This window comes from Alicyclobacillus tolerans, from assembly GCF_900142255.1.
Taxonomy (GTDB): Bacteria; Bacillota; Bacilli; order Alicyclobacillales; family Alicyclobacillaceae; genus Alicyclobacillus_I; species Alicyclobacillus_I tolerans.
The window spans coordinates 50,028-62,381 of sequence record NZ_FRAF01000020.1 but is presented as its reverse complement, the minus strand read 5'-3'; the positions used below and the strand labels follow the sequence as shown (position 1 = coordinate 62,381).

Sequence of the window (12,354 nt, the reverse complement as noted above, 5' to 3'; positions counted from 1 at the left end):
GGACTAGGCGGGGCGAACCTTGCTCCTGCTCCGCTGCCCGCACCGGTTTCCAGGGGGATCGACAACGACAAACGAAACGGCACTCGGGACTCCTATTGAGGCCAAAACATTCGGTCTGTGGATTTGATGGACAACTCTTCAAGTTGCCCACAAGCTCCACAGACACAAAAAAAGGGGAAGCCGCTTCGCTCCTCCCCTCTGGCCTACGGCCATTCACCCCTCCCACTTCAACGGAATCGGGGATGGGTTAGATTTTTAAATGAGTTAGCCATCTCTCTTCGGTAAGATTTTTACGTGAGTTGACACGACCTTCATGACATCTTTTTGTATGACTTTACTTTTTGCGCCGTCCAGGATGGCGGCGTTTCTTAATTCGATGAACACGGACGGGTGCTACAGTTGTCTGAGCGCTTGATGATTTTTCTGCCCGGCGTTTCTCTAACTCTGCTTTTTTTCTGTCGCTCCATATGGAAACGCGTAAATAGAGATAACTGAGTGCCAAGGCGACGACGAAAATCAGCAAATTTTGCCCTAAAGTATACCATATACCACCTTTTTCCGTAATTTCCAGACCAATTGTAAACTGCAAAATCAATCCAAGCAGAAACGTAGTTGTGACACCCGCAAACGTATTGGCCAATCGACGTTCTGTCAAACGCGGAATAATGAGCCACATCATGAGAATCATGGCAAACTCTGAACTAAACATGAGCGGATAATGAACTGTATAATAAGCGACTGCCTGTAAAACAGCAAACGACACAGATAAGATGGCAAGATATCGAATATGGAAGCCTCTCCAAGTGCCTCCATCCATCCACGAATTCGCCATTACCCCATCTCTCCTCTCAATCCTGTCGCCCATTCTAGCAAAGCTCAGAAAGGCAAGTCTAGCGAATATTGTTCTGCATGTCCAATTTTATGCGAAAAAAAGGGGTACATGCTCACCTATTTGCATATATATCATACGCAAAGTATATATTCGACGAGCTAAGACGAGCTATCCAGATAAGATTTCGCCAGGAGGTGGTTGGCATGGGTCTGTTTATCATGCTGGCACGTTTTGTCAAATTAATGTTGGCAGCAGCCATCATGCTACTTTTCTTTCGCGCTTTAATTTGGCCCAATACACTGGACCTTTTGATTCTTATGCTTCTCTTTATTGTCTTTGCAGTTACTTTTATTGGGGCACCATAGCCAGGTTGAATAGATATTTAACTTTGTTGGCAAAAAAACATCAGGCATAGGAGAAATCACTATGCTGATGTTCGCTATCGAAGTTATTCTTTTCAGAGCATCATTCTTAAAAATTTTGCACGTTTGCCAAACGTATCGGGGTGTCCGGTATAAGAAGGGTTTGACCCACCCAAATATCTTCTGTTTCCAAACGATTGACACGAATCATTTCACTTTTCAAGACGCCAACGCGATCGGCCACCATTTGCAGCGTCTCGCCTTCCTCGACTACAACATAGCGTAAGGTATAAAACCTTTCGGGAGCATTGAAATCGACAAACGACCAAAGACTTTTATTATCCATAGAACGTTCAAAAGACGTCTCCGGTTCCTGAAAAGCTCCATTGGCAGGGGAAGGCTCAACTACCGGCTCCGTGCGAGTCTGTTGAATACGCCCTGCATCTTTACTGAAGGCAAGATTGGCGTGAAAACCAGAATCAGAAAAGGCTCGCGAAGCAGAGAAGGAAACAGCATCTTTTTCCTCGAATTGAGCTTCTTGTTTTTCACTCAACTGATTCTCAAACGAATACTCGGCCAGCGGCTTTTGTTCTTCCGTATCACTCACCACAAAACGGTCAAGCGCTTCTAACTCTGCGGCAGCACCAAGAACCGTAGAATCAGCAGAGCTGTTTATATCACTTGGTGTTTGATTTTCCTTATTGCCCCTGCTTTCTTTGGACTCATTGACATCTTCTTGTATTTGCAAGCCATGCCCTGCACGCGCTTCACTCAATTGTTCCGTCTCAAGGGTGACTCTATTCAACCGTTCAGCACTGTCCCCCGCTTCCTCAGGATCCTCCATACCGCGTACAGGAAATGGTGTGTCCTGACCCTGGTCCTGCGCGTTGAAGGATTGCTCCGCGAATGTGTCAGATTCAACATTGCTTACTGTGTCTGACATCAAACTCTCGGACTCAGAGGCTTCCGTTTCTCCCCGAAACTCTCCAACCCATGCATTCGTCTCTTTCATACCTTGACTTGACAGTTCGTTTACATGTGTCGATTGAGGCCGATCCGGCAAAGATACCCATAAATCGCCAATCTCTTGTGCACCACATTGGAAATGATATCCACCTTTATCCACAAGACCGGCAATTTGTAAATTCCCTTGTACACGAAGCCAAGAATCTCCCGATACATCTAATTTCCAACCAGCAAGTCTGCTTTTTACATTCAGAACACCATTCGGTTGAGCATGGACTGGAACTTTTAAAATAAAGGGCAAACGATGATGGACATGAATGACCGGATCGTCATCCATCACAATTTGAGTGTTCTTTCCCTCTGATGACTTGCCCTTTTCTTGGGACGCCAAGTACCCCGCAAAAACGATAGCGCCTTCGAGCACATAAGTATCTTCAACGCGATCGAAAGAAATAACTTCCGTTGCGACAGTAGCGTCCTCCACTCTGTCTCCTTCGCGAACACTATCCATAAACACTTCTTGGTCTATGGCTACGGAAATCATGGGTGTTTGCTGATTCTGCATCGCCTAATACCCCTCCTTAAACAGCAGGTCTCTCCCTGCATGTTTATGAAGTGGGATATGCTTTTATGTCCTTACAGCAGCGTTCACACACATGGATAAGCGAAGGACGTTCTGCACTTAAAACGAACGAATTGCGCTGTCAACAGCCTCGCAAGTTCTTGATAGCTCTTCTTGACCGTGAACTGCGGAAAGAAAACAAGATTCCAGTTGTGACGGTGGTAAAAGTACACCTCGTTTGAGTAATGCATGGAAAAATTGTGCAAACATTTTTTTGTCGGACTGAGCTGCAGACTGATAGTCTACCACTGCTCCTTCATTGAAAAACAATCCAAACATTCCTCCAATGGCGTGACCGTATGCAGGAATGCCTTTGGCTTGACAAGCCTGTAAAAAAACTGAAACGATTTGCTGCCCGTATTGTTCCATCTTGCTATACAAACCATTGGGCGCTTCTTCCTCAATCATGGTAAGTGCCGCAATGCCTGCAGCCATCGCAAGAGGATTACCAGATAAAGTACCCGCCTGGTAAACAGGGCCATTGGGCGCTACCCATTCCATGATATCCCGTCTACCACCATAGGCGCCTACCGGAAGACCGCCACCAATTACTTTCCCCAGTGTTACCAAATCTGGACGGATACCAAACCGTTCTTGGCCGCCTCCAGCAGCTACGCGAAATCCCGTCATCACCTCATCAAAAATAAGTAGAGTACCGTATTTTTGAGTCAATCGCCGCAATTCCTCCAGATACCCAGATTGGGGCAGGATGCAACCCATATTGCCAGCCACAGGCTCCACAATAACTGCAGCAATCTGTTCACCCATTTGAGCAAAAAGCTCCTGTAAGGCTTCCACTTGGTTATAGGGTACTGTAGCGGTATAGTGAGCGATTCCCTCCGGTACACCAGGGCTATCTGGCAAACCCAGAGTAGCCACGCCCGATCCGGCTTTAACCAAAAGTGCATCCGAGTGACCGTGATAACATCCTTCAAATTTAACAATGATATTTCTTTTCGTAAACGCACGCGCTAAACGCAGTGCGCTCATCGTCGCCTCTGTTCCGCTGTTGACCATGCGTACAACTTCCACTGCAGGCATCAGTTGATTTACTTTTTGCGCCATCACTGTTTCGGCAATCGTTGGCAGGCCAAAGGAGGTGCCTTTTTCCAAAGCCTCAGTTACAGCTGCCTTAATGCGCGGATGAGCATGTCCAAATAGCAAAGGCCCCCAAGACAATAGGTAATCAATATACGAATGACCATCCAAACTTTCAATATGCGGTCCGCTTCCTTGACGAATATAGATTGGGTTTCCACCAACAGCCAAAAAAGCTCGAACGGGTGAATTTACCCCACCAGGTAGCCATTTGACAGCCTCTTGAAACGCTTTTTCTGATTTTTCCATTTGAAGGATCCCATCATTATCCACTCGATTCCCTCTTTTCTATTCTTCTTTTAACCAATCAGCAGCCGATAGTGCAAAATAGGACAAAATAAAATCAGCACCAGCTCGCTTAAAAGATGTGAACATTTCCATTACAGTGGCACGTTCATCAATCCAACCTTGTTGCGCCGCAGCTTTCACCATACTGTACTCAGCCGAAACATTGTAAGTCGCTATAGGGACTTGAGTGGACGAGCGTAATTTAGCGGTGACATCCAAATAAGACAGAGCTGGTTTTACCATAAGCATATCAGCACCTTCACGAAGATCAGACTCGGCTTCACGCATAGCCTCACGAACGTTAGCAGGATCCATCTGGTACGTTTTACGATCACCAAACGATGGAGCAGAATGGGCAGCTTCACGAAATGGACCGTAAAAAGCGGAAGCATATTTGACAGCGTAAGATAGAATTGCTGTATCTTGAAAACCATTTTCATCTAAAAGCGAGCGAATAGCCTGTACACGACCGTCCATCATATCTGACGGGGCAACCACATCAGCACCAGCTTCTGCGTGGGATAGAGCAGTTTGAGCAATCAACTGCAGGCTTTCGTCATTGACAATCTTTCCATTGCGAATGAAACCGCAATGACCTGCCGGATTATATTGGCAAAGACAAACATCTGTCATCACAAGCAATTCAGGAACTTCCATTTTCGCAGCGCGAATAGCTTCCTGAACAATACCTTTAGGATGGTAAGCACTCGAGCTCTGTTCGTCTTTCTCGGCTGGCAAGCCAAAGAGAATGATGCCAGGAATGTTCTTTTCTGCGATTTCCACAACCAATCTCCTGAATTCATCCAGTCCATAATGGTAGACGCCAGGCATTGCCGTGATTTCTTCCTTACCTGTCAAATTTTCTTGAACAAAGACTGGCAAAATAAAATCATTGATACTGACCGTTGTTTCTCGAATCAAGCGACGCATTTGAGCACTAGTCCGTAGACGACGATGTCTCTGAAAATTGTTCATCCAAATTCACCTCTTTTATAGATTGCGACACACTGAAAAATAGCCATTTTATACATGAAAAAATTTATGAAGAATTCAGATCTTGGACTGAACCTATGGCCGACACTAATGATTCGTCATTGGGCTCTGAAGCTATTGCTGCCAGTTGAATCCCCGTTTTCCTTATAGCATCAGCTGTAGTAGTGCCGATCGCAACAGCCTGAATCTCTTCCATTTGCCATTGTTTGAGTAGCGGCTGGACATGATTTATATACACTTTAACTGCAGAAGGACTATGAAACACCCAAACCGGTCGATGAAAGCGGGCAATTTCTTGCAACTCTGCTTTATTGGGGATTCGCGGGACTGTTTCATATAGAACCAATTTCGCCAGCCGTATACCACGGCGTTCACATTCTCGTTCAAGAGTACCTGCAGTTTGTCGAGCACAGGGATAAAGCCATATCCCCTTGGATGGTGAAGTCAGTTTATCAAGCCATTCCGCCAGTTGATATCCAGTATGGATATTCTCTCGCCAGTAAGCTACAAGTCCACAGTCAAGAGCCGTTTTCCAAGTGGTTTGACCAATACAGTAACAAGCAGGCAAGGATGGGAAAAGGGCAGAATGCTTATGTAACCATGCTTTGAAAAGGCGAGCCGCAGTTACTGATGTGAGGCATACTCCTTGAATTTCTGACTCATTTCGAATCCATGAGTTTTGCGACTCGTCATCGACCGACACGGTTTGAGTCAGGGGGAGTAAAATACTATGAATGCCATAGTTTACAAGCTGACGAGCTGTTTTCTCAAGTCCTGGAGAACTTCTGGTCAGAACTGCCACTCGCTCTGTGGTCAACATCGCCACCTCCCCCACTCCACCTTCAGGAATACTTTTGCAAAATCTGATCTGCCCCTTTCTCAAGCAATTTCTTTGCCACCATTTGACCGAGATCGACCGAAGACATTCTGCTAGATAATGATTCCTTGACCTGATAAATTACTTCCCCATCTTCAGAAGCCACAAGACCCGTCAAGACCAAGGTTCCATTTTGCCATTCCGCATATCCTGCGATAGGTACCTGGCATCCCCCGTTAAGTGAGTGAAGCAAGGCTCTTTCTGCAAGCGCTACCTGTTCCGTTTGTCGACAGTGGAGAGACTGCAACATTTCTTTTAGTGAACTATCCTGATCTCGACATTCCACAGCCAGAATTCCCTGCCCTATTGCTGGAAGTATATGCATAGGGTCGATACGTTCCGTGATACGGTCTTCCCACCCCATTCGAATCAGTCCGGCTGCTGCCAACAGAATAGCGTCGTATTCTCCGCTTTCTAATTTGTTAAGCCGCGTATCAATATTGCCGCGCAGCAATTTGATTTGTAAATCATTTCGCAAATGTTTAAGTTGAGCCATACGGCGTAACGAGGATGTACCTATGACAGAACCTTGGGGAAGATTATGAATAGCATTGGCTTTTTTAGTAATTAAGGCATCCCGGGCATCCACCCTGTTCGGATAAGCAGCAATGACTAAACCATCTGCCAATTCTGCTGGTACATCTTTTAAACTGTGCACAGCCATATCCGCTTGTTCTTGGAGCAATTGCTGCTCTACTTCAGAAACAAACAATCCCTTGCCACCAATTTTAGAAAGTGAAACATCAAGAATTCTATCTCCTTGCGTAACGACAGGTATGATTTGAAATTCAGTGTCTGGAAAAAAAGATTGAAGCTGTTGAATAACTTGTCTCGTCTGCGTCATTGCCAATAAACTTTTTCTTGAAGCCACTCGAATCATTCGCAATTAAACACACATCCTTTTTCATCACGGTCTAATGATAACCCCCAAAACGACCAATCAGCAAAAAATTGATAAGTAAAACCATAAAGCAAACTACATACAATCGATGTAGCACATGCAAGGGTAATGAACGACGAATTTCCAGCCAAAACGTCAATGCATAGAAAAGTAACAACACGAGAGTAGCCATAGGTGTTGGAGAGTCCCATATCCAAAGATTGAGTACAATTTTCCCCCACAAGAAACCCAACAACGAGGAGATAAGCAAAAGAGTAAAGCCAACACGATTGCACCATCTCGCTGTACGTGATGAGTGCTCTAATCCCGGCAATCGTAAAAACCAGTGGTTAAAACTTTTCTTTCGCAAAAGATGATACTGGACAAGGTACATGACAGAAAACACAAAGGCGACTGAAAAAAAAACGTAACTGACAAGCGCAAGAGAGATGTGGAAAATAAGCAAGTCTGGACGGCCATGCGGTATGATACCCGGACTGAAAGGACCAAAACTCGCAAAAATAACAAACGAAAAAGCAACCAAATTTGCAAAAAAAATGAATAAGCCGACACGATAAAATGTGTCGACCACCAGAGCAACCACTAAAATCAACCAAGAAATAAGCAACAGATTGTCAAACCGACTATATACTGGTGCAGATTGGAGTTGAATAAAACGCGCTATCAACAAAGATGTTTCTCCAATAAAAACCATAAACAACAAGACGACAGCCAGTCGATTGAAAATCCTTTTAGATTCAAGAACATCCATGAAGTAAAAAAATAAACTAAGTGCATAAAAAAACATCGTGCTGTCGATTACAGCGCGGGTAGCCATTCACGATTAGCTCCTATAAACTGAACTGCCTACGGTTGAGCCAGACATTTTTTCAGCCATGAGAGATCGCCATTTGCCCATAAACTCCGACATTTTGTACGACGTCAGCATCTCCCTCTCCGGATGCGGCTGACTGATAAATTCAATACCAAACAGTTGAGCCAGTGCCTCCGGCGAAAAAGCAGGATCACTCTGAACAGCCATATCCTTCATAGCATGAATCGGATCGCGCAAAAGTTGATTGACAATACTCATGGTGTGCTTCTGCAAAATTTGAATTTCTTTCTCACTCAAATGCGGCAGTTTTCGCTTTAAACTTTCCATAACATCGCTTTGAATTTGCACACCTTTTTCACGAATGGCGGTAATCACGGGTACGACGGATAGAGACGAAATCCATTCGTCAAACTCTAATAAACTGGAATCGATCATTTCACGCACCACGCGCGTTTGACGCCGTCGCTCCTCCATATTCACATCCACAACTTGTTGTAAATCGTCTACGTCATACAAAAAAACATCCGAATGCCCAGAAAGTGACGAATCAATATTACGCGGAATCGCTAAATCGAGCAAGAGCGTTTGCCGACCGTGGCGCCCTGTACGAATGGAGGTCCACATATTTTCAGTAATAATTGGCCTTCCTGCGCCAGTTGCTGCCACCACTACATCTACCCGTCCAACAAAGTGTTGCAATTGTTCCCATGGAACAATTTTAGCTTCTACACGACGAACCAATTCTTCCGCGTTGGTAAGGGTCCGATTAGCAATATACAGCTGACTGACACCATGAGCCGACAGATGCTCAGCGGCTATGCGAGCCATGGTACCAGCGCCAAGAATCAAGGCACTCCGTCCACGTAATGAACCATAAATCTTTTCAGCCAGTTGAATGGCCGCTGAAGCAACAGAAACAGGCGCTTGTCCAATCATGGTTTCCGATTGTGCTCGTTTTCCTACTTCTACAACATAACGGAACATCTGCTTCAAGAACGAACCAATCGTACCAATTTCTGCAGCAAGCGCCACAGCCTCTTTGACCTGTCCTAATATCTGTGTTTCACCCAGTACAATAGAATCCAAACCGCAAGCTACCTCCATTGCATGTTGTACTGCTTGCGGACCTTCGAAAGTATATAGTGTGTCTTTTATTTCTTCCGTCGCAAGACCCGAATGTTGAGCCAAAAGACGAATGACAAAATCACGTGCTGCTTTCGTTGACGTTGTCAATGTATATATTTCTGTGCGGTTACAGGTGGAGACAAGCACCGTTTCAAACAAGGAACGGGTATCTTTCATCCGCAACAACGCAGTTTTTTGGGCATCTTTATCAAAACTCACTTTCTCTCGAAGGGAGACAGGAGCCGTACGATGATTTAAACCAATCACAACAATCTGCATGCAGGTGGTCACCTCCCGCATTGGCTTTTTATAAGATAATTATAGCAACCTATGGATAATCATTGGCGCAATAAATGTGTCATCTTCATGGCGATCCGTCAATTTCCTATCTATCATCTTTACATTTCAATGTTTTATTCATTATCACTTAATTCACTTTCATGAGCAGTCAAATCAGTTTCCAAAACAGACCAGAGTTCATCAATATACATGTTCTTTTCACTCGATATAGAAAGTATAGGATTAGGAGTTTGCAAGCCCGTGCGAATTTGCTGAATGTGCTTGGCTATATCTCTCTTGGCGATTTTATCCAACTTTGTAGCAACCACTAAAACAGGGTGTTGTAACTCCAGTAACAAACGATGAAAATCGCGATCATCCACACTGGGTTCATGTCGAATATCTACCAGATGCAACACTCTGGTTATAGGTTCTCTTTTTTCTAAATATTGAACTATCCATTTACGAAACGCAGCCCGTTGTGTTTTGGAAACCTGGGCATAACCGTAGCCAGGTAAATCGGCAAAACGTAAAGTATCGTTAATATTATAGAAGTTAATCTGTTGAGTTTTGCCGGGATGTTGAGATACTCGTGCCAGCGATTTTCGATTGAGCAAACGGTTGAGCAAAGAAGACTTGCCAACATTGCTACGCCCAATGAAAGCAAACTCAGGAAGTCCGTCCTGAGGCCACTGCTCGGGACGGACTGCACTGATTTCAAATTGCACCTTACGAATTTTCATTGGTGAGCTCCTTCTCCAGAGAACGTATTTCTTAAAATATCGGGCATTTTGTCGGTCGGGTAAAACCCTTCAAACTCCTCAAGAGGAAAAGGTTCAACAAAAGCTAAAGCCACAACTTCGTCCATATGTTTAACAGCATGAAATTCCATCTCATCACGAACCACTTGTGGTATATCGCGTAAATCTTTAACATTGTCCAACGGATGAATGACATGACGAATACCCGCACGGTGCGCGGCTAAAGATTTTTCACGCAATCCACCAATCGGCAAAACTCTACCTCGCAAAGTAATTTCTCCTGTCATAGCAACATCCCGACGTACACGTCTGCCTGTTAAAGCTGAGATGAGACAGGTAGCCATGGTGATACCAGCAGAAGGTCCGTCCTTCGGAATCGCCCCTTCCGGAACATGCACATGCAAATCGACATTTTCATAAAAATCATGTTGTAAGCCAAACTGACCAGCTCGCGAACGCACATAAGAAAAGGCAGTCTGTGCGCTTTCGCGCATCACATCACCTAAGTGGCCTGTTAAGACCAGCTTGCCTTTGCCCGGTACAACAGACACTTCTACAGAAAGCAAATCTCCACCTGTTTCTGTCCATGCGAGTCCATTGACAACGCCAATTTGGTCTTCTTCTTCCTGTGCTCCATATCGGTATATCGGGGGACCAAGAAAATCCTCTATCGTTTTCGTTTGCACTGTTATTCGTTTTTTTTCACCTGAAGCTATTCTACGAGCAACCTTTCTGCAAACAGCCGCCACTACCCTCTCCAACTGACGGACACCAGCTTCCCGCGTGTAGTGTCGTATCAGCATTAAAAGTACATCTTCTGAAATTCGCATCTGATCGGCTTTAAGGGCATGTTTTTCCTTTTGGCGAGGCAAAAGGTGCTGTTTGACAATATTTAATTTTTCCAATTCTGTATAGCCACTTAATTGAATAATTTCCATACGGTCGCGGAGTGGACCAGGAATTTGATATACATTGTTGGCTGTTGTGATAAACATGACGTCGGACAAATCAAAAGGTATCTCGATGTAATGATCGGAGAATGTTTGATTTTGCTCCGGATCAAGTACTTCAAGCAACGCCGAACTAGGGTCTCCACGAAAATCATTTGCCATTTTGTCGATCTCGTCAAGTAGAAACACAGGGTTCTTAACGCCTGCAGATTTCATGCCCTGAATAATTCTTCCCGGCATGGCGCCAATATAGGTTCTACGATGACCGCGAATCTCCGCCTCGTCTCGTACACCGCCAAGAGAGGCTCTAACAAATGGACGTTTTAAGGCTGTGGCTATAGACCGCGCCAAAGAAGTTTTGCCTACACCAGGTGGTCCAGCCAAACATATAATCGGTCCTGTCATTTTTCCGGATAATCTTTGTACGGCTAAGAACTCCAAAATACGCTCCTTAATTTTTTCCAACCCATAATGCTCTTCGTTAAGAACTTTTTCAGCACGACGCAAATCAACACGCTGTTGAGCCGTCTCTATCCACGGTAAGGCAAGCAGCCAGTCCAGATAAGTACGGACGACCGTACCTTCTGCTGATGCCTGAGGAATTCTTTCTAAACGTTCGAGTTCTTTCTCCACTTTTTCTTTTACCAACAACGGCATCTCTTTTTGATCCAACTGTTGGCGTAATTCCTCAACTTCTGCAGAACGGCTGTCACGATCGCCCAATTCTTTTTGGATGGCCTTCATTTGTTCGCGTAAATAGTACTCTTTTTGTGTTCTTTCCATCTGTTTGCGAACACGTTGGTGAATATTTCTTTCCAATTCCAGAATTTCTCTCTCATCCGAAAGGATCTGCAACAGTTTTTCCAGTCTTTTCATTACATCGAGTTCTTCTAATAGTTGCTGTTTCTCACGAATTTTAAGAGGCAGATGAGCAGCCACGGCATCAGCGAAATGACTAGGATCGGAAATATCTACAACGCTTGAATAAGCTTCCTGGTCGACCTTTTTGGACAATTTCAAATATTGTTCAAACTGCTGCAAAACAGAGCGCATGAGAGCCTGATATTCAGCGTTGGATTTAGAAAAATCCTGTTCTTCTTGAACAGCAACCTCAACTTCAAACCATTCATCCGTTTTGGTGAAACGATGAATTCGTGCCCGAGCGATGCCTTCTACCAAAACACGAATTGTACCATTAGGCAGTTTCATCATCTGCTTTACTTTGGCCAAAGTACCTATATGAAACAGATCTTCCTCTGTCGGATCATCGACTTGACCGTCTTCCTGTGAAGACAACAGCAATTGGTTACTCGTCATGGCGCATTTTTCCAGAGCTTTGATGGATTTTTCTCGCCCTACATCAAAATGTAAAACCATGGTTGGAAAAACGAGTAATCCACGCAATGGGAGCAATGGATAAACGAGTTGTTTTTTTTCTGATTTTGTTGCCACTGAGTCACCCCCGAGTTGCTCTCCCACTAACCTA

Annotated in this window: 11 protein-coding genes; 1 reads left to right on the top strand and 10 read right to left on the bottom strand. The window is 44.6% G+C overall.

Annotated elements, in window-relative coordinates:
• Positions 1–334 precede the first annotated feature (334 nt).
• Positions 335–832, bottom strand: coding sequence for a hypothetical protein (locus BUA75_RS11485; RefSeq protein ID WP_072874745.1), 498 nt, complete (start codon positions 830–832; stop codon positions 335–337).
• A gap of 203 nt (positions 833–1,035) precedes the next feature.
• On the opposite strand from BUA75_RS11485, the gene BUA75_RS15940 reads away from it, so the two are divergent.
• The gene (locus BUA75_RS15940) at positions 1,036–1,197 is read left to right on the top strand and encodes a hypothetical protein (protein ID WP_165612008.1); all 162 of its coding nucleotides are present in this window, start codon (positions 1,036–1,038) and stop codon (positions 1,195–1,197) included.
• Positions 1,198–1,303: 106 nt separating this feature from the next.
• On the opposite strand, the gene BUA75_RS11480 is transcribed toward BUA75_RS15940, so the two are convergent.
• The 9 genes from BUA75_RS11480 to lon form a co-directional block, all read right to left on the bottom strand.
• Entirely contained in the window at positions 1,304–2,725 is a 1,422-nt protein-coding gene (locus BUA75_RS11480) for a LysM peptidoglycan-binding domain-containing protein (protein WP_072874744.1), read from the bottom strand.
• 117 nt (positions 2,726–2,842) lie between these two features.
• Positions 2,843–4,129, bottom strand: coding sequence for a glutamate-1-semialdehyde 2,1-aminomutase (gene hemL / locus BUA75_RS11475; protein WP_072874751.1), 1,287 nt, complete (start codon positions 4,127–4,129; stop codon positions 2,843–2,845).
• A 39-nt stretch (positions 4,130–4,168) separates the two neighbouring features.
• A complete protein-coding gene (gene hemB, locus BUA75_RS11470; RefSeq protein WP_072874743.1) occupies positions 4,169–5,143 on the bottom strand; it encodes a porphobilinogen synthase in 975 nt (324 codons plus the stop codon).
• A gap of 64 nt (positions 5,144–5,207) precedes the next feature.
• Positions 5,208–5,978, bottom strand: coding sequence for a uroporphyrinogen-III synthase (locus BUA75_RS11465; protein ID WP_165612007.1), 771 nt, complete (start codon positions 5,976–5,978; stop codon positions 5,208–5,210).
• A 25-nt stretch (positions 5,979–6,003) separates the two neighbouring features.
• Entirely contained in the window at positions 6,004–6,924 is a 921-nt protein-coding gene (gene hemC / locus BUA75_RS11460) for a hydroxymethylbilane synthase (RefSeq protein ID WP_072874741.1), read from the bottom strand.
• Positions 6,925–6,952: 28 nt separating this feature from the next.
• Positions 6,953–7,756 carry a cytochrome c biogenesis protein CcsA gene (gene ccsA / locus BUA75_RS11455; RefSeq protein WP_083574308.1) on the bottom strand — a complete coding sequence of 268 codons (804 nt, stop codon included), beginning with the start codon at positions 7,754–7,756 and terminating at the stop codon, positions 6,953–6,955.
• Between the two features lie 6 nt (positions 7,757–7,762).
• A complete protein-coding gene (gene hemA, locus BUA75_RS11450; protein ID WP_072874740.1) occupies positions 7,763–9,157 on the bottom strand; it encodes a glutamyl-tRNA reductase in 1,395 nt (464 codons plus the stop codon).
• Between the two features lie 134 nt (positions 9,158–9,291).
• Positions 9,292–9,900 (bottom strand): ribosome biogenesis GTP-binding protein YihA/YsxC, encoded by a 609-nt coding sequence (yihA, locus tag BUA75_RS11445; RefSeq protein WP_072874739.1) that lies wholly within the window; start codon positions 9,898–9,900, stop codon positions 9,292–9,294.
• Complete coding sequence (gene lon, locus BUA75_RS11440) at positions 9,897–12,320, bottom strand: endopeptidase La (RefSeq protein WP_072874738.1); 2,424 nt, start codon at positions 12,318–12,320, stop codon at positions 9,897–9,899. The genes yihA and lon overlap by 4 nt, the downstream gene beginning before the upstream one ends.
• Between the last annotated feature and the right edge of the window lie 34 nt (positions 12,321–12,354).

Excerpts from the sequence above, each read along its gene's own strand:
- ccsA (WP_083574308.1), bottom strand. The coding sequence starts at position 7,756 with ATGGCTACCCGCGCTGTAATCGACAGCACGATGTTTTTTTATGCACTT.
- hemL (WP_072874751.1), bottom strand. The coding sequence starts at position 4,129 with ATGGAAAAATCAGAAAAAGCGTTTCAAGAGGCTGTCAAATGGCTACCT.
- hemA (WP_072874740.1), bottom strand. The coding sequence starts at position 9,157 with ATGCAGATTGTTGTGATTGGTTTAAATCATCGTACGGCTCCTGTCTCC.
- BUA75_RS11480 (WP_072874744.1), bottom strand. The coding sequence starts at position 2,725 with ATGCAGAATCAGCAAACACCCATGATTTCCGTAGCCATAGACCAAGAA.
- BUA75_RS11485 (WP_072874745.1), bottom strand. The coding sequence starts at position 832 with ATGGCGAATTCGTGGATGGATGGAGGCACTTGGAGAGGCTTCCATATT.
- hemB (WP_072874743.1), bottom strand. The coding sequence starts at position 5,143 with ATGAACAATTTTCAGAGACATCGTCGTCTACGGACTAGTGCTCAAATG.
- yihA (WP_072874739.1), bottom strand. The coding sequence starts at position 9,900 with ATGAAAATTCGTAAGGTGCAATTTGAAATCAGTGCAGTCCGTCCCGAG.
- BUA75_RS15940 (WP_165612008.1), top strand. The coding sequence starts at position 1,036 with ATGGGTCTGTTTATCATGCTGGCACGTTTTGTCAAATTAATGTTGGCA.